Raw genomic sequence first — 18,309 nt, forward strand, 5'->3', positions numbered from 1 at the left:
TGCCAATGCCTTTGGCGATAATCGAGGACCACCGCGCGCTCGCTGACGTCGCCAAGTCGATCGTCGCCAGACGCTCGGGAACGGCGGGTGCGCGCCGCATCCTGCTCGAGCCAAAGACGCAGGACCGCTGGTGGCTAAAGGACGGCCTGTGGAAGGAGATCGTCTCCACGGGATGGCTCGGCCTGCACGTCGACGCGCAGTTCGGTGGTGAGGGGTATGGACTGCCCGAGTTGACGATCGTGCTCGAGCAGCTGGGCCGCGCGGCCATCGCCGGCCCGTTTCTGCCGACCGTCGCTGCCTCGGCGATCATTGCCGAAATCGGGACCGCCGAACAGTGCCAGCGATGGCTGCCGGGGCTGACATCAGGTGACATCGTCGCGGGTATCGGCGCGGCCAGCGATGCCACTCGGTCGGAGTCGGTCGTAACTGCGAATGCCGTTGCCGCTCTCGCTGAATCGGCCGCAGATATCTTCTTGATACCCGTCGGCGACGATCTGGTGCTCGTCGAGTCGGGCGCCGGCATCGTGACGCGAAGCATCGAGACCACCGACCAGGTCATGCGCCCGATCACGGTGCTGGGCCTATCGTCGGCTCCTGTCGCCGAAGTCTTTCCGGAGGCCGCTCCCGTCGCGGCCCGGCTCGTCGCGCTACTCGCGGCCGCCGAGGCAGTGGGTGGTCTGGCCGCCTGCACCGAGATGGCGACGGCCTACGCGGCGACACGCGAACAGTTCGGTCGTCCGATCGGCTCGTTCCAGGCCGTCAAGCACCATTGCGCCAACATGCTCGTCGACACCGAACTTGCGGTGGCGGTCACGTGGGATGCTGCGCGCGCCAAGGGGTCCGAGGCCGAACTGGCCGCGACGATGGCCGCTGGCTACGTGTTGCCCGCCTATCAGCGGGTCGCGTTGCAGAACGTGCAGGTGCACGGCGGCATCGGCTACACCTGGGAGCACGACGCCCACCTGTACGTCCGGAGGGCAACGGTGCTACTCACGTTCGCGGGCGGGCAAGAGGCGTTGCACGACAAGGTGACCGAACTACAGAAGGAGGGCCAACGCCGCCGTGATTCAGTAGACCTGCCACCAGAGGCAGAGCAATATCGCAAAGCCGCTGACGAATTTCGGGCGGAGCTGATGCGCACCGACGCCGCCGAACAACACAAACTTTGGGCTCACAGCGGATATCTCCAGCCGCATTGGCCGAAGCCGTATGGCAGGGCGGCGGACTCCGTCGAGCAGTTGATCATCGAGGACGTGCTCGACGGACTCGAGAAACCCAGCATCGGACTGGGGGCGTGGGTGATGCCGACGCTGCTGCAGCACGGCAGCGACGAGCAGATCGAACGCTTGTTGTGGCCCAGTCTGGAGGGCGCCCTGCGGTGGTGCCAGCTCTTCAGTGAGCCGGGCGCGGGCTCGGATGCGGCGGCGGTGGCCACCAAGGCCAAAAAGGTCGACGGCGGCTGGTCAGTCACCGGACAGAAGGTGTGGACCAGCGAAGCCATGGGCTGTCAGCGGGGCCTGGCCACGGTGCGCACCGATCCGAATGCGCCCAAGCACAAGGGCATCACCGCGATGATCATCGACGTCGCCGATCCCGGTGTCAGGATCCAGCCGCTGACCGAAATCACCGGCGAGACATTGTTCAACGAAGTGTTCTTCGACAACGTTTTCGTGCCCGACCGCGACGTCGTCGGCGCGGTGAACGCCGGCTGGAAAGTCGCAATGGCGACGCTCGGCAATGAGCGGGTGTCGATCAGCGGCGGTTCGGTGACCATGGCCGCCGATGCGCTGCTCGACTTGCTCGCACGTCACCGGCCCACCGACGGCGGGCTGGCACGCGACGTCGGTGCACTACTCATCGAGTCGTATGCCGCTGGCGCACTGAATCTTCGGCAGGCCGCCCGTGCGGTGTTCGACGCCGGACCCGGTATAGAGGGCAACATCGCCAAACTGTTCGGCGCCGAGCATGCCCAACGAGTCGCCGAGCTGGCGCTGCGCATCGCGGGGGGCTCCCTGCTCACCGGAGACGAAAGTGAAGTCCTGCGCGACCATCTGTTCAGCCGGTGCCTGACCATCGCGGGCGGGACGTCCGAAGTCCTGAGAAATCTCATCGCCGAACGCATTCTCGGGCTGCCCCGAGAACCGATGGCCAAGTAGATCGGAGAATCAAATGCCCTGTGCCACAGTAGGAATCGGCTGCGTCATATACGCGCGCCGGTCCGGTTGCGCCACGCGTGCCATGGCGGTGACCGCCTACCGGCAGGTACATGCCAAGCGGTGCGTGTCCATCGATTGCTCAACTGCCGCTCGGGGCACCGGTTCGGCCGTATCGAGCGGCCGATACAGGTGGATTACGACGATTAGTTCGACACCGTCTCAGGAAGGGACTAGGACACTCGTGGATGACTCCGCGACGTCTGTCAAGCATTGCGCGACCAAATGGTCGTCGACACGTTTGTTCGACGGAGGGGAGCGAGATGCCCAACCTGAAGGTCGTTGACCCGACCGCACCGCGGTTCACCGTCGAACGCCATCAGATGTCGGACCGTCCCACCACCGTCAACGGCATGGTCGTCGGTTTCCGCGAGTTCTGGGCCAAGTTCGACGTGTTCACGCGGGCCTTCGAGGAGCTCATCTCCGCCAAGTACGACGTGCGCGGCTCGGAGCGGGTCGACGGCACGCACCCGCGTTCCGGGGCGGTGCTCGCGCGGTGGCACGAGTTCGGCCGCACCGTTGACTGGGCGATCTCTGGCCTCGGCGGCTGTGGGGGTTGCGCACCGTGGGCTGTGATGGACGCGTGCGAGCTGGAGGCCCTCGGCGTGCCGACGGTGACGCTGATCACGCCCGACCTCGTCGGTCTCGCTCGACGCACCGCGGAGGCGCGTGGCTGGCCCGAGCTCCGCATCGTGACCCTGCCGCAGTTCCTCGACGACCTCACCGACGACGAGGTCCGCATCCTCGCCGAGGAGAAGTACGAGGAGATCATGGCGGCACTGACCACGCCGATGGGTCGTTAGTTCCGTGCCGGCAGGGATGAACACGGTCGACCTCACGGTCGACGGCGACGGCTTCGAGCTTCACTGGGAGGCCCTCCTCGACAAAGGCTGGTCCGACGGCTTGCCGGCCGTGCCGCCGACGCCAGAACGCGTCGACGCCATGCTCGGTGGACGGGATCCGCGCCAGGTACACGTGACCCTCGGCGGTGATGCACCCGGTGCGATGTACAGCCTCGGGAACGCCAGCACTCCCGCGACCAACGTCCAGATCGCCGCCAACGCAGTGATGGCAGGTTGCCGGCCCGAGTACTTTCCCGCCGTTCTCGCCTCCCTGAAGGCCATCACGGCGTCGGACAACGGGGCCAACTTCCTCGCAAGCTCGGCGCCGCTGCTCGTGTTCAACGGCCCCGTCCGCCGCGAGCTGGGCATCAGTTCGAGTCATGAGATGTTGAGCATGGTGCACCGGGCCAATGCGACGATCGGCCGGGCGGTACGTCTGGTTCTGCGCAACATCGGCGGCGCCACGCCTGACCGCCTGTTCGACGTGCAGTTCGGGATGCCTGGGCGTACCGCGATGGTGATGGGCGAGCACGAAGAAGAGAGCCCGTGGGCGCCGTTCGCCGAGGGCGGTAGCGCTGTCACGGTATTCGCGGCCACCGGCACCATGCCGGTCAACTACCACCAGGTACCGCAGCGAGTCGAGGAGCTGTTGCTGATTCTCAGCAGGTGTCTCGACTACGTCCGCGGCAACCGGCTAGGTCCGTGGCCGGACACGAGCGCACTGTTCGTGCTCTCACCGAAGCACGCACGCGCCTTCTGCGCCGAAGGGTGGACGAAGGAGCGCGTCGAGGACGAGCTGACCGCGGTCATGAACGACCACTACGACATCGAGCTGCCGTCGATCGCGGAAAAGCTCGAGCTCATCAACCGCGGCCGTGACCCCCAGGAGCCGCCGACGACGATCCCTATGCCCGAGGACCGCGTGCACCTCCTGGTGGCCGGGGGCGTCGCCGGCTGGCACTCACTCATGATCCCGACGCGCGCGTTCACGGTGCCGCAGACGGTTCCCATCGCTTGATCGAACCCATTGCCCCGACGGCATCCGGTGAGTCTCGAGTTAGATAGATGTCCCGGTGGGGTGTCAGTTGTGTCGGCGAACCCTGGAGCGCGACGGGTCTCTCAGGAACAAGCTGAGCCCGGAGATCGCCTGGGGGAGCACGCAAGTGGACTAATTCCAAGAGCGACCACTGGCCTGGTGTCGGTTGGGTGCCGAACTCTCACCTTCGCAGCCAACGGGCCTTGACCATCGACATTCAAGTGACATTCTTGCTCCCGTAGCGTCGGCTAACCAGCAGGGGGTTGCCCACGGGACCCAAAGCCGACGGAAGGAATCCTTGTCGTATGTGGTTCTTGGGCAGCGTGTGCGCCCTCACCAGCAACTGACACTCGGAGGGACGCATGACCGCGATCTTGACCGGAGAGAGCCGGATGCTCATCGACGGCAGCTTGACCCCGGCCAGCTCGGGCAGACTTTACGACAACATCAATCCCGCCACCGAGGAAGTGCTCGGGCAGACCGCGGATGCAGCCTCCGATGACATGGACCGCGCCATCGCCGCAGCACGGAGGGCTTTCGACGAATCGTCTTGGGCCACAGACCGAGAGCTGCGCAAGCGGTGCCTGAGCCAGCTTCAACATGCCCTCGAGGACGAGAAGGAGGCGTTGCGCTCAGAACTCGTGGCCGAGGTGGGCACCCCCGTCTCGATCACATACATCGCCCAACTGGAATGGCCGTTGGCGGAAGCGCTTAAGACGCCGATCGCGATGATGGACACCTTCGCGTGGGAGCGCGCGCTTCCCGACACCAACTTCTTCGCGCCCAGCCACCGCGTGGTATGGCGCGAACCGGTCGGCGTAGTGGCCGCCATCGCTCCATGGAACTTCCCGTTGGAGGTCACACTGAACAAGCTCGGCCCAGCCCTCGCGACGGGGAATACGGTCGTGCTGAAGCCGGCGCCGGACACGCCGTGGAACGCGACACGTTTGGGACGGCTTGCCGTCGAACGGACGGACATGCCCCCGGGTGTGCTCAACGTGGTACCCACGTCAGACAACACGGTGGCCGAACGGCTGGTGACCGATTCGCGGGTGGATATGGTGTCCTTCACCGGCTCGACCGGGGTTGGGCAGCGGATTGCGCGGCTAGCGACCGACACGCTGAAGCGAACGTTCCTCGAGTTGGGCGGAAAGTCGGCGCTGATCGTGCTCGACGACGCAGACCTGGACGCGGTACTTCAGCAGGCCGCGTTCGTGGGATGCGTGCACGCGGGGCAGGGCTGTGTGATCAATACCCGGGTGCTGCTCCCGCGCTCGCGATACAACGAGGCCGTAGAAATCCTCGGTGCCGCTGTAGGGCAGGTGCCATATGGCGATCCCACTGACCCGCAGACGGTTTCGGGCCCGCTGGTCAACCGCCGCCAATTGGAAGTAGTCCTCGAATACATCGAGAAGGGCAAGGCTGAGGGCGCCCGCGTGGTTACCGGTGGCGGCAGGCCGGAACACTTGGAGCGAGGCTACTACGTCGCGCCAACGCTTCTGGCCGATGTGGATAACAGCATGACCGTCGCCCGCGAGGAGATCTTCGGACCGGTGCTCTGTGCCATCCCGTACGACGACGAAGATGACGCGGTGCGGATCGCGAACGACAGCAAGTATGGCCTGGCCGGCGGCGTGGCGTCCGCATCGCAGGAGAGAGCCATGAAGGTGGCCCGGCGAATCCGATCCGGAATCATGTCTGTCAACGGCGGTATGGCGTACGGCGCCGATGGGCCGTTCGGCGGCTGCAAGATGAGCGGCTGGGGCCGACAGGGCGGCGCAGAGGGATTCGACGAATACCTGACTATCAGAACCATCGGCTACCCCGACTAACGGCGGAAACTGATTCATCTCCATCCTCATTCTGGCACCGACACGGCCTGATCATTCGGAGTACTCACGGTCATCCAGCCGCTCAGAGTAGGCACACAGATAGCGAGGTTTCGGTCATGCCCCCAAAACCGATGGAAGGCATCCGTGTTCTGGAGGTCGCTCAATTCACCTTTGTGCCGGCTGCCGGCGCCGTCCTGGCGGACTGGGGCGCGGACGTCATCAAGGTCGAGCACCCCGAAACCGGTGATGCCCAGCGCGGTTTGGTGAAGGTGCTAGGTCTGGACACCGTCGTCAAGGGGTCGTCATTCGTGCCGATCATGGAAGGTCCAAACCGGGGCAAGCGCAGTATCGGATTGGCGCTCGATAGGCCGGAGGCCACGTCGGTTCTGCACGAATTGGTCAGCGCCAGCGACGTGTTCCTGACGAATTTCTTGCCACAGGCGCGGGCGAAACTCGGCATCGACGTCGCCGACATTCAGGCGGTGAACCCCGACATTATTTACGTGCTGGGCACCGGTTTTGGCTACTCCGGTCCAGAAGCCGACAAGGGAGGCTACGACAGCACGGCGTACTGGGCACGGGGCGGCAGCGGCGACGCGGTGACACCAGCGGGCTCCGATGCGTTCATCGGCATGCCCACCGGTGCCTACGGCGATTCGATAGGTGGAATGACCATCGCCGGCGGTGTCGCTGCTGCGTTGTTCGCTCGCGGCCAGACGGGGCAACCGTCCGTCGTCGACGTGTCGCTGCTCGGAGTCGGCGCGTGGGCGACGCAGTTCAAGACGAACCTCTCGCTGATGGCAGGCGGACCGCTGCCGAAAGTGGTTGCACCCAAGCATGGTTCAGCCAGCAACCCTTTGGCGGCGGCCTACCGAACCGCCGACGATCGGTGGCTGATGTTGACCATGCTGCAGCCGGGGCGATACTGGCCGGAGTTCTGTCGCACCGTCGGGCGCGAGGAGTTGGCGTCCGACGAGCGTTTCGACTCCGCTGAGAAGATCATGGCCAACGCGCTGGATGCCAGCGAAATTGTCTCGGACATCATCGCTGGCCGGACGAAAGACGAGTGGGTGCAGGCCTTTACCGGAATGGAAGGTCAATGGTCCGTTGTCCAGAACGACTGGGAGGTGGGCAACGATCCGACGCTGCGGGCGCTCGGCCAGATCTGCGAGGTCACGGATGCGGAGGGCGTGCCGCGTCGATTGGTGGCGAGCCCGGTGCAGTTCGACCGGACTCCGCCGCAGCTGACCCGGGCGCCACTGTTCGCCGAGCACACCGACGACATCCTGCGCGAACTGGGCCGCTCCGACGAAGAGATCATCGAACTCAAGATCGGTGGAGCGGTCAGCTAGCAGGTGAGGTGGCAATCGGGTGCGACCCGAGCGTCCGCATCTCACAGACCTTCTCGAGAGGACCGAATGCGCACAGTAGTCGAGTTCTCTACCGGCAACGTCGGACAGCATTCGTTGCGGGCCATCATCGGCAGACCGGATCTCGAACTCGTCGGTGTGCACGCCGCGAGTCCACAAGGTCGGCCGGGACGCAGCCGAGCTGTGCGGTTTGACCGAGCCGACCGGCATCGTCGCGACGGACGACGTTGACGCAGCCGCCGCGCCACACTGGGAGTACCCGCCCGACGGCAAGCCCGGGGTGCACCGTGTGGTGGTCGAGGGCGAACCGCGTGTCGCGCTGAACACACACGTTTCGCACCCGACGCTCGACGTCACCGAGGCGGGATGTGTCTCCACCGCGGCACGCATCGTCAACACCATCGACTGGATCTGCGGTGCGCCCGCGGGATTGATTGCGGCGGAAGATATCCCTCAGGCCGAGATCATCCGCGGCCTCGTGTGGTGAAGATTGCGTGGCGAGCAGAGCGAGTGCCACTCGCGCGAGTAGGTGCGTGAACCTAGACCATCTCGGCAGCCAACGGCTGGTGCCGGCGGTCGGCGACGACGATCGCCAGCTGGCATCCGCTGGGACCCGCGACGATCGCATCCATCGGTTCGTCGGTGGCCTGTATGCGCATGTCGCCGCGGGCGTACTCGTGAGAGCCGATGTCAGCACTGCCGGCGATGACGACCATCAACTGCTCGGTGCCGCAGACACTGGCCGGACGAATCGTCTGGCCAGGTGTGGCGCGCACCATCTCGACGGATGGGCCCACCTCGGCATCGCCCCACTCACCGGTGAACGATGTCCCGTCGTCGAGGTCGGCTAGCGACCGGAACAGATATCCGCGCGAACAGGCGCCGTCGCTGGTGGCGATCGCCGGAATTCCCTTGGGCCCGGCAGGATGCGCGTAGGCGTCCGCCTGGGCGGGCTGCAAGTACTCGCCACCGTCGATCATCGACTCGCGGTCGGCGTCGTTGATGATCGTGGGCAGTGCGCCCCGGCGGTCGCCCATCACCAGGACGAGCCAGGCGGGGTCATCGCATGCGGGATGCTCACGGTAAACCTTGCCCGCTTCCTGAAAAACGAATCCGCCGGCGTGCAACGGTCTGCCGGCGACGTTCCATTCGCCGCCGACGAGCACCCGGAACTGATCGCAGCCGTGAAAGTGCGGCGGATCGACGACGTGGCGCCAGTCCAGTGGTTCATGGGCCAGGGTGGTTATCAGGCCGAGCTGAACCACGGGACCGGACTGAGGGTCGCCGATGCCGAACGCGTAATACTTGATCGACCCCGCCGGGGTCATCGACGGCCAGGCCTCTTCGGCACGGAAGCTGATGTCGAGGTGATCGCCGTCAAGTGTGATGAGATCTTTACCATCGAACATCGCGTCTCCTCAAACTGCCTACCGCTCTTACGATTTGAACACAAAGAGTCTATTTCAGTTTAGAGCATCATGGAGACACTTGGCGACGTTAGACGGCTTCACATCCGGACGTCGACATGTTGTCGACATGTTGAGGATCGCCTGTCGCGCAGCAGATTCCAATCGATAAGAGAGCCGGGATTTGCCATTGACTATGGCGTCTTACTTGACCCCGCTGTCGTCTTCGTGAGGTCGCGACGCCTTTACGCTCACCGACGTGACCGAGCGAGCCGAAGGCGGTATCGACTCACCGCCGAGCGGTTCAGCGATACACGACGCGAGCGAGTCGGTCAGCTCACCGGATGCGACCATCGGCATCCCACTGCGTGACCGATGACGTGAAGTCGCCGCCGAGCTTGGCGAGTATCCACGGTGGAAGGTGTTTAGGCATGGGCAGCGGAACAGACTGAGCCCCCCTGGCTTTCAGCAGTGCATCGTAGGCGGCGGTGTCACCGCTGAACGGCTGGCCCTCGCCCGCGATGAACCCGTACAACTCACAGCCGTGTGGGCCGGCTTCCCAGGGTCCGAACACGTCGCCCCATTCGAGCATGATGTGTGTTCCGGCGCGCGCGACGATGTCCCCGCAGCGGAGCTCGCCAGCCAGTATGAAATTGCTGTGATCGCCGACGTGGCCATGCCGTGGGGAAATGGCGCCAGGATCCCATTTGTTCCAGAACGCAACGTATCTCGGTGACAGTTCAATCCACTTTTCCCATATCGACGCCGTACGGCCATCGGCGAATTCATAGCGCAGCATCTCCTCGGCCGGTACGTCATCGAGGTGCTTGATCGACGGTCCACCCCTCATACGACGATCCCTTTCATTTCTACGCGGTGCGCAGTCAATTGACCAGGTCGAGCGCGGCGCGCACGATGCTGTCGGTGTCGATGCCATGCCAGCCGAAGACCTCCTCTAGGGCGCCGGACTGGCCGAACTCACTGACGCCCAGCGACCTGCCGGGCACCTTGTTGATGGACGGTAGAAAGGCCAACGTATGAGGGTGCCCGTCGAGAACAGTCACCATGGGCGCCGCATGCTCGGCCGGGAAGACCTGGTCGAGTATCCAGGTAGGAGAGTCACTACGGCCATGGCGTCCCTGCATCGCCTCGAAAAGCAAACCCGCGCTGGTGATGCAGACGACTTCGGCGCTGATTCCCATGTAGGCCAACCGGTCTGCGGCATCAAGAGCTTCGGTGACCATAGCACCCACGGCAGCGATCGTCACCGCCGGCCGCGGGCACGGACGCACTGGATAGGCGCCGGCGATGACCTGGCGTCTGCGCCGTTCGACCGCGGCCGGATCGTGCGGAAGCGCGCACAGTTCTTGCTGGACTGGGCGGGTGGACAGTCGAAGATATGCTGAGCGCCCATCGGCGCGGCCCAGCCGCGACAGACAATGCAGCAGTATCCACTCGACCTCGACGGCGAATGCCGGTTCGTATGCCGTACAACCGGGTTGCTCAACGCCGATCGACGGCGTCTTGATCGATTGGTGGGCCCCGCCCTCGGCCGACAAGGTGACCCCGGCGGGTGTACCGACGAGAATTGATTGTCCTCCCGCATAGATTCCGAAAGACCATGGCTCCAAGGCACGCTCAACAAACGGGTCATAGACAACGCCGATGGGAAACAAGGGTTGACCCCAGCGACTCCACGTCACACCAAGCTCACCCAACAGGCTGACCAGGTTGGTTTCAGCTATGCCGAGTTCGATGTGCTGACCGGTGGGCCGCTCGCGCCAGTGCATGATGGTCTCGGTGTCGTCGTCAAACCAGTTGAGTCGCTCGCTCGGAGACCAGACGCCGACCTTGTTCAGCCATCCGGCGAGATTGGTAGTGGAGGTGACATCGGGGCTGACCGTGACGACCCGGCTTGCGACCTCTGGAGCCTCCCGCGAGAGGTCCAGCAGTGTACGGCCGAGCGCGGCCTGGGTGGTTGTGAGGGCCAATGGTTTTCGTCCAAGTGCCACGGGAACGGCTGGGGGGGCGACAGGATCGATTGCGCTGCGGCGCAGGCGCTCCGCGGCAGCCCGGCAGATGCCTGCGGCCGGCGAGTTGGCGGTGGGCCTAACCCATGGCCGTGCTGGATCTTTGGCCAACCGCGTCGCCAGCGTGTCGAACTGTTCGGCGGTCAACAACGACGAATGATTCTGTGGATGCCCCTGGATCGGCAGCCGGTGGCCTTTTATCGTGTAAGCGATGATGGCCGTTGGCCGGGTGTCGTCGATTTGAGTAAACGCTTCCCGTAGTGAGCGCAGATCGTGCCCGCCCAGGTTGGCGAAAGTGCGGACCAGTGCATCGTCGTCGAGGTCGGCGATCAGTGTCGCAATGGCTGCGGCATGGGGGCCCTCGCCGGGCAACCGTGACCGCAGATCCTCGGCAGAGCAGCGTAAGAGGCGTTGATATTCGGAGTTCGGCATGTCAAGGATCCGCTGTCGCAGCCATTCACCGCCGGGTTGCTCGAACAGTGTGTCCAAGAGCTTGCCGAACTTGAGGTCGATGACCTGCCACCCATTTGCCGAGAACATCTCTGCGATCCGACCGGCTGCGATGTTGGGCACGATGCGGTCGAGCGACTGACGGTTCATGTCGATGATCCATACGAGCTCACCGAGTTCGCTCACCGAAGGATCGAGGATCGCCTCCCACACCGCTCCTTCATCCAATTCCGCGTCACCGACAAGGGAGTACTGCCTGCCCTTTCCTGCGCCGCCGAATACGGTGTCGACATAGCGGCGCGCGACCGCGCCCCAAATCGGTGCGGTCGCTCCGATTCCGACCGATCCGGTCGAGTAGTCGACCGGATCGGGGTCCTTGGTTCGACTGGGATAGCTTTGCAGTCCGCCAAGTTCACGCAGTCGGCTCAGATGGCCCTCATCGAGGGTGCCGAGCAAGTAATTGATGCTGTGCAGCACCGGTGAGGCATGCGGCTTGACCGACACCCTGTCACCTGCTTGCAGGTGCTCGAAGTACAGCGCCGTCATGATTTCGACCATCGACGCGCAGGAAGCCTGGTGGCCGCCGACCTTCATCCCACCAGGATTGGGACGAATCCTGTTGGCGTGATGGATGATTGCGGTGGCCAGCCATAGGACATGGTCAGCGATCTCTTCCAGCGCATCGATGTCATCGGTCGGCGATGAATGTGTGGTCTGTGCTGTCAGCATGCATCGCCCTTCTATGCCAAAAAGTGAGCCAGGTGCAAAGGCGAACGCCCATCACGTCTTAGAGCAAGTTGTGCTGGTCCAACCATTGGTGGATCTGCTTGGACACTGTGTCGAACAGGTCGTGTTTGCCCTCGAAGTAATGCGTCACCCCCGGCAGCTGGTGGTATTCCCAGTCGTCGTGGGTGATGTTGGAGATGAAGTCCTGCACATGCACGGGAGGTACCGCCTCGTCAGCCGTCCCATGCAGGATCAGGATGGGTACTGAAACGCTTCGCAGATTATGGGCGCCTCCGTTCGTGTCAGCCAGGCTCCACTGGCTGAGCCATGACCGCAATGAGCTGAAATGTGCCAGCGACGTCGGCAAGTAGTTCGAGACGTCTGGACGCCCCCACAAGGTCTTGCCCAACGGGCGATCACTGGGGTCGATCGATCCGTCGAGCGAGCGCAAGTCGGCCGTCGTCCCGTGCACTACGAAGGGCATGTCGTTGAGCGCTCCATCGAAACGCTGGTTGACTTCGGCCATCTTGGCTTTCACCCATGCGGTGATCTTTTCGGCGCGGCGCCGCTGTCCCGCCCGATAGGCGGTGACGAACTCGTCGGAGTACGGCGGGCCGTTCTGCGCGTTGAACATGTCAAGGGCTGGATCGCGATCGAACGGGCGATCCTCGTCGATGATCGCAGGGTCTAGCCACAGAGTCCGGATCATCGCTCGGCTGGGATGCGCGTTGAGCAGAATCACGGCATCGGCGGGTTCCAGTCCCGCCTTGGTGAGGTCCACCCCGCCCCCGCCCGGGTAACCGGTGATCGTGGGCTTCTCGGCTTGACCCTGGAATAGGGGAGTGAGCTCGCCTCCGCCAGAATTGCCGAGCAGCACAATATGGTCATAGTCACGTCGCAGGTGCTTGACCGCCGCGTCGACGTCGAGCACGCAGTTCTCCAGCATCAAGGTGCTGTCGTTGCCGACATAGCGAGTACACATGCCGACCGCGGCGACACCGGTCTTGGCGAGCGACTCGAGCAGGTAATGCCCGAGGAAGTTCGAGGTGGGGTGATTGAAGAGCACCGCAGTGCGGCAGCCGGCATCAGCGGGGCGAACTTCGCGTGCCCAGATCCGCCCGGAAAGCCTCGCGACTCCCGAATACACGTCCACGTCGCCGCTGGTGGCCATCGGGATGCCAAGTAACCGTTCGTTGAGCAAGTCGTCCACGATTCCCAGGATCATCGCCATCGGATGTCGTTGGTGTGTCGAGAGGAATGGCGCCTCGAGTTGGGCGGAAAATCGGCCCATCTCGTTCTCGGTGACGCAGACGAAGTTATCGGTTACCCCGTCTGATTTATCGAGACACGGCGTCTAGGTTGATCCAGGCCGCGCGATCTGCGGAGGCGGCCAATGGTGCCGCGGACCGCACCCGAAGGTGATCACGTCAGCTCTCGCAAGTCAGTGCACACCACTGCGCGGCTGGCGGCCAGGGATCATGACTGATCCTCCCACCTTGCCGTCCCTCGCAGGGCCTCGATCAATGAGGTTGCGCAGGGTGGTGGACGCGGCCTTGTAGCGCGGAGTATATTCCCGTCGTACTGGTACTCCGTGTCAGAAATACGGTTGGATCGGACGATCGAACAGGAGTGGTGTGATCGTGAGCGAAGTCTTTGGCCATCGGAGTCCGGGGTTGGAACCGCGATGAGGCGCATTGAAGGCGCGACCGTCCAGCAGCAAGTAGGTGCGGCACCGCAGGGCGGCAACGCGCTAGTGGTCCTCGAGTCCGCCGCGCAATTCAGCGACACCGCGCGCCAGCTCGGCAGTGCCGGTTGGAATCCAGTTGTCACTTGCGATGCCGAGCGCGCTCAATGGCTGGCTTCGATCCGAAGTTTCGGCCTGATCGTGGTGTGTGGGCACAGTTCGAGGTGGCTATCTCAGGTGCTCAAGGCGTTGCGGCCTGTGACCACGGCACCCGTGCTCGCCTTGTCGTCTGAGCTCGAGCAGCGGCAAGCGACCATGTTGCGTCTGGGTGCCGACATGGTGTTGGCGTCCACCTCGCGCTCAGAACTGGTGCAGTCTGCTGCGAAAGCGCTGGTCCGCCATGCCCGAATCAACGAACCAACGCTGCGGTTTCTAGAGGCCGAAGATCTGACGATCGACCTATGGGCACGACGCACGTTCGTCGACGGACGCGAAGTCGATCTCACCCCAACCGAATTCGACATCCTCCGACTGCTCATGGCACGGCCGCAAATCGCGGTCAAACACGACGACATCCTGAAGTCGGTTTGGAACTGGAAGTACACCGACGAGCGGAACGCGCTGCGCCTGCAAATCAATCGATTGCGCAACAAACTCGTCGATGATTGCGGACAAGTTCGCTTCATCAAATTGGTTCGCGGACTCGGATACTTGTTCGACCGGCCGGTAGTGGAGTTCGGTGACGACCGCGATTCCGCGCGCAGTGGCACCGCGCAGGAGAGCACCACGTTGGTGTTAGCCAGGATGCTACGCAGCCTGAACAAGTCCTTGATCAGTGCGCAAGACCGCACCCACGCGTGCGAGCTGCTGGTCCAGGCCGTGGTCGAGGCCGGAATTTGTGACGGCGCCGCCGTTTTCACCCGGGGGGTGAGTATGGACCAGCTCAGACTTGTAGTTCAACAGGGGATGCCGCCGGAGTGGGAACATGCCGTGGCCGCGGGCATCCCGCTGACCGAATCATCCCTAGCGGCCGACACCGTCAACTCCCGGCAGATACGTAGCTATGTTGAAACCCCGCAGGCCGGTACGCGATACCGTCGTTCGTCGCGTTTGATGCGGGTCGCCGAGTGTCGATCCCACTTGTCGCTACCGCTGATCGACCACAATTCGGCGTGGGGACAGGTTGGCTTCGCCCGCCGCAGCGGCAATGCGTTCACAACTCAGGAGTGCATCGTGCTGGAATCTGCAGCGGCGGTGTTGGGAACCGTGTTCAGCGGCGTCGACGAACCGGCGGTCGCCGTCTGTTGATGCATTGGGCTTGTCAGAGCCGCTGACCGGTCAAGTGCCCCTCGATCGCAGTGTGCGCGCATACGCCCGGGCGTTCACGTCAAAGACGACATCTCCATGACACGTCACGGCTCCTACCGTCGAGTCATTGCACCCGTACCTACGTCGTCTAGGACATCGATGAGCCAAATTGATTCTTCCCCACGCAGCGCGGCGCCCGCTGTGGTCAACACCCCGCCTCGCATGCTCAACCATTTCGCCCGCGTGACGCCCGACGCCGAGGCCACCGTGGACTTCTACACCCGCGTGATGAACATGAAATTCGTCCAAGCGGTGGTGGACGGCAAGATTCCGTCAACGGGTGAGCCGATTCCCTACTTCCACATCTTCTTCCGGCTGGGAGACGGGTCGACCCTGGCATTCTTCGAAGCGCCTGGCCTGCCTGACCGTCCTCCACCTCCCCATGCCGCCTACGACACGTTCGACCACCTGGCGTTGCACGCCGATTCGGTTGCCGAGGTAGATGCATGGCACCGGCATTTGCTCGCGCACGGACTCGAGGTCGTCGGCCCAGTCGACCACGGCATCGTCTATAGCATCTATTTCCGTGACCCGATCAACGACGTTCGGCTGGAGATCACCACTCCGCTGGAACCGGATTGGAACGATCAAGCCGATGCGGCGGCGACGGCGTTGACTGAGTGGGTCGCCGCCAAACGTTCGGCAGTCCAACTGGCCGAGGAGAAAGGGACCGCCGTCGGCCCCGAGTTGTCGGCGATGATCGCCGAGCTGCACAAGCCGCCACCTTCCCACGACAGCTGACGCGGCGATTCCACTGGTTCCGACGTGCGCAGATCCTCCGCGGACCGCGCGGCTGACGTAGCCTGTACATGATGTCAGAACGTCAGCTTTTGCGTCGCGAGGGATACTGGCCCACCAATCCAGTCGTGGGTAGCAAGGGCGCCCGCACCCGGCAGCGTGTTTTGTCAGAGGCGTTAGGGCTGTTCGGTGAGCGCGGTTTCTATGGCACGCAGGTCGACGAAATCGCCGATGCCGCCGAAACTTCGCGTGCCACCCTCTACCAATACTTCAGCAGCAAAGAGGAGATCTTCACCGAGCTACTGGAGTCATGCGGCGCGGAGCTGATGCGGCTGGCTCGCCGGCTTGGGCCGCTCGGACCCACCGCCCAAGGGTTCGAAACGCTGCACTGGTGGATCGGCGCTTGGGCATGGGTCTATGACCGCTACGCGACGATGTTCGTCGAGGCGACGAAGGTGGAAGCCTCCGACGCCGATGTTCGAGCGATGGTGGTGCGGTTCATCCGTTCCTATAGCGCGCGCGTGGCGGAACGTTTGATGGCCAGCGGCATGGCGAGCATGGAGGCTGACACTGGGGCGTTGTTGCTCACAAGTCTCGTGCACCACTTCAACTACCTGCGCTGTGAGGCCCTTGTGCCACTACCGGACGCCGAGCACTCCATCGATGGGTTGGCGGTGTGCATGCAGTTGATGTTGTTTCCGGAGACCCCGGCCGCGGTGTTCAGTGAAATCCACGCTGCCCCAACGACTTCACGCCAACCTTTGGTGGAGCTTGAAGCCGAGTCCGCCGCGCCCGGGTCCACGTTGGGACCCCGGGCCAGTGAGACCGTCGGGCGAATCCTGACTGCAGCGGCTCGGCTGTTTGCCGACCGGGGCTACAACGGCACAGGTATCGATGATTTGGCCGCAGCGGCAGGGGTCGGCCGTGCCACGTTCTACCGCTATTTCGGGGATAAACCGGCACTTTTGCGCACACTGGCCCGCGAGTACCGCGCGGCCGGCGTCGGACTCGTAGAACGACTCATAACTCTCGAGCCGACCAACGAGTCCAATGACCAACTGCGAGAATGGCTTTCGGACTACGTCTTATTCAGCCGCCGCTACATTGGGGTGTTTCGCACCATCGCGCAAGGTGTCGTTGCTGATGAGGAGCTGTTGAGAAGGCACCGTAACGGTATGGTGGTGACCCACCAGACCGCGCGGGCGCTGTTAGGACGGGTGCGGCGTCAGTATCCTCTGGATGTCGACGTTGCTGCGGCTGTGTTCGTCGCCATGCTCGACCGGCTGCCTGAGGCCCTGATGGAGATCGAGCCGGACGTTTCCGACGAGCGGATCGTATCGGTCATGCAGGATGTCGTTCAACGCGCGCTGTTCAACGGTGGTTAGCGGTCGCCGCGCCCGGCCGAGTCCGCCGAGGAGCCGGTGATTTTCTGCACCTCGGCGGGCGAATAGCCCAATTCTGAGAGCACTTGCCCCGTGTGCTCGCCGAGCCTGGGAGCCGGCGTGATCATGGCGGGCGGCGTTTTCGACCAATTGGCGGGTCCGCGAACGCTCAGCAGGGTCCCTTCAGTTGGGTGCTGCGTGCGCTGGAAGAACCCGGTGGCGTTGAGATGCGGATCGTCGAAGATCGTTTCCAGCGTGTGCAATGGCGTTGCCGGAATATCGGCTTCTGCTAACAGTTTCAGCCATTCCACTGTCGTCCGTGACGGCATGATCTCTCGAACGAAGGAATACGTGTCGTGGGCGTATATGGTCCGTGACCGCAGCGTCGCGAACCGCTCGTCCTCGTCGATCAGGTTGGGCCTGCCAACCAGCTTGCCGAACGCCCGCCAATGGTTGTCGGTATAAATGATCGCGCACACATATCCGTCTGCCGTTTGGTACGGGCGACGCTCGGGAGTCAGCGTGCGGGCGTAACCCGGAGGGCCCAACGGAGGTTCGAAGGAGCGGCCTCCCATGTGGTCCCCAAGCACGAACTGGGCCATGGACTCAAACATCGGCAGTTCGATGTGTTGAGCCTCACCGGTGCGGAGCCGGTGAAACAGGGCGGTGAGTATCGCCGCGACGGCATACAACCCGACCGCGCGGTCATTGAACGCGACGGGAACATACTGCGGCTGTGGCGAACCAGCCTGCATAAGCAGGGAAGGCACGGCCGTAAGCCCCTGAATCAGGTCTTCGTATACCGGTCGGCCCGCATAGGGACCACCTTCACCGAACCCGACCAAGCTCACCGTGATCAGTTGCGGGTTAAGCGCTTCCACCTCCTGGGGGGATAATCCCAGCCGCGCCATCGCGGCGGGGCGAACGCTGTAGATGAAGATGTCGGCGGTCTTGAGCAGTGCGCGCATCGCATCCCGATCGGCGTCGCGCTTGAGGTCGAGCACCACGCTGCGCTTGTTGCGATTCAGCTGCAGGTATGCCACGCCCATGTCTGGACTTTTATGCGGAGGCACTTGTCTGGTGGTGTCACCCGCGGCTGACTCCACCTTGATCACGTCCGCGCCGTGGTCGCCAAGCATTTGCGTGGCCGACGGTCCCATCACCGTCGACGTCATGTCGATCACGCGGATCCCGCTCAGGGCCCGAGCCATGGCTGTTCCTCTCCGCGTGCG

Annotated in this window: 13 protein-coding genes and 1 pseudogene; 9 read left to right on the plus strand and 5 right to left on the minus strand. The window is 63.6% G+C overall.

Annotated features, from left to right (window positions below; all coding sequences use genetic code 11):
* Positions 1 to 5 precede the first annotated feature (5 nt).
* The 6 genes and pseudogenes from GGC64_RS30055 to GGC64_RS30080 all read left to right on the plus strand — a co-directional run bounded on the left by GGC64_RS30055 (position 6) and on the right by GGC64_RS30080 (position 7,780).
* Entirely contained in the window at positions 6 to 2,156 is a 2,151-nt protein-coding gene (locus tag GGC64_RS30055; RefSeq protein ID WP_192726235.1) for an acyl-CoA dehydrogenase, read from the plus strand.
* Between the two features lie 320 nt (positions 2,157 to 2,476).
* The gene (locus tag GGC64_RS30060; protein ID WP_192726236.1) at positions 2,477 to 3,016 is read left to right on the plus strand and encodes a hypothetical protein; all 540 of its coding nucleotides are present in this window, start codon (positions 2,477 to 2,479) and stop codon (positions 3,014 to 3,016) included.
* 16 nt (positions 3,017 to 3,032) lie between these two features.
* A complete protein-coding gene (locus tag GGC64_RS30065; RefSeq protein ID WP_192726237.1) occupies positions 3,033 to 4,073 on the plus strand; it encodes a hypothetical protein in 1,041 nt (346 codons plus the stop codon).
* Positions 4,074 to 4,453: 380 nt separating this feature from the next.
* Complete coding sequence (locus GGC64_RS30070; RefSeq protein WP_192726238.1) at positions 4,454 to 5,923, plus strand: aldehyde dehydrogenase family protein; 1,470 nt, start codon at positions 4,454 to 4,456, stop codon at positions 5,921 to 5,923.
* A gap of 116 nt (positions 5,924 to 6,039) precedes the next feature.
* Positions 6,040 to 7,275, plus strand: a complete 1,236-nt coding sequence (locus tag GGC64_RS30075; protein ID WP_225952642.1) for a CaiB/BaiF CoA-transferase family protein — start codon at positions 6,040 to 6,042, stop codon at positions 7,273 to 7,275.
* 66 nt (positions 7,276 to 7,341) lie between these two features.
* Positions 7,342 to 7,780: pseudogene (locus GGC64_RS30080) on the plus strand (hypothetical protein).
* A 52-nt stretch (positions 7,781 to 7,832) separates the two neighbouring features.
* On the opposite strand, the gene GGC64_RS30085 reads toward GGC64_RS30080, so the two are convergent.
* The 4 genes from GGC64_RS30085 to GGC64_RS30100 form a co-directional block, all read right to left on the minus strand.
* On the minus strand, positions 7,833 to 8,702 hold the full coding sequence (locus GGC64_RS30085) for a hypothetical protein (RefSeq protein ID WP_192726239.1): 870 nt from the start codon (positions 8,700 to 8,702) through the stop codon (positions 7,833 to 7,835).
* A 334-nt stretch (positions 8,703 to 9,036) separates the two neighbouring features.
* On the minus strand, positions 9,037 to 9,549 hold the full coding sequence (locus GGC64_RS30090; protein ID WP_192726240.1) for a hypothetical protein: 513 nt from the start codon (positions 9,547 to 9,549) through the stop codon (positions 9,037 to 9,039).
* Positions 9,550 to 9,583: 34 nt separating this feature from the next.
* Positions 9,584 to 11,908: a pyruvate dehydrogenase gene (locus tag GGC64_RS30095; RefSeq protein WP_192726241.1), complete on the minus strand. Its 2,325-nt coding sequence runs from the start codon at positions 11,906 to 11,908 to the stop codon at positions 9,584 to 9,586.
* 58 nt (positions 11,909 to 11,966) lie between these two features.
* Positions 11,967 to 13,196 carry a S9 family peptidase gene (locus GGC64_RS30100; RefSeq protein WP_225952643.1) on the minus strand — a complete coding sequence of 410 codons (1,230 nt, stop codon included), beginning with the start codon at positions 13,194 to 13,196 and terminating at the stop codon, positions 11,967 to 11,969.
* Between the two features lie 393 nt (positions 13,197 to 13,589).
* Between GGC64_RS30100 and GGC64_RS30105 the strand changes: the two genes are divergently transcribed.
* The 3 genes from GGC64_RS30105 (at position 13,590) to GGC64_RS30115 (ending at position 17,080) form a co-directional block, all read left to right on the plus strand.
* A complete protein-coding gene (locus GGC64_RS30105; RefSeq protein ID WP_192726242.1) occupies positions 13,590 to 14,897 on the plus strand; it encodes a response regulator transcription factor in 1,308 nt (435 codons plus the stop codon).
* Between the two features lie 159 nt (positions 14,898 to 15,056).
* Positions 15,057 to 15,698, plus strand: a complete 642-nt coding sequence (locus GGC64_RS30110; RefSeq protein WP_192726243.1) for a VOC family protein — start codon at positions 15,057 to 15,059, stop codon at positions 15,696 to 15,698.
* A 71-nt stretch (positions 15,699 to 15,769) separates the two neighbouring features.
* On the plus strand, positions 15,770 to 17,080 hold the full coding sequence (locus GGC64_RS30115; protein ID WP_192726244.1) for a TetR/AcrR family transcriptional regulator: 1,311 nt from the start codon (positions 15,770 to 15,772) through the stop codon (positions 17,078 to 17,080).
* Here the strand turns inward: GGC64_RS30115 and GGC64_RS30120 are convergent.
* Positions 17,077 to 18,288, minus strand: a complete 1,212-nt coding sequence (locus GGC64_RS30120) for a CaiB/BaiF CoA-transferase family protein (protein WP_192726245.1) — start codon at positions 18,286 to 18,288, stop codon at positions 17,077 to 17,079. The two genes, GGC64_RS30115 and GGC64_RS30120, sit on opposite strands and share 4 nt — an antisense overlap.
* Between the last annotated feature and the right edge of the window lie 21 nt (positions 18,289 to 18,309).

The organism is Mycobacterium sp. OAS707 (genome assembly GCF_014873705.1).
Taxonomy (GTDB): domain Bacteria; phylum Actinomycetota; class Actinomycetes; order Mycobacteriales; family Mycobacteriaceae; genus Mycobacterium.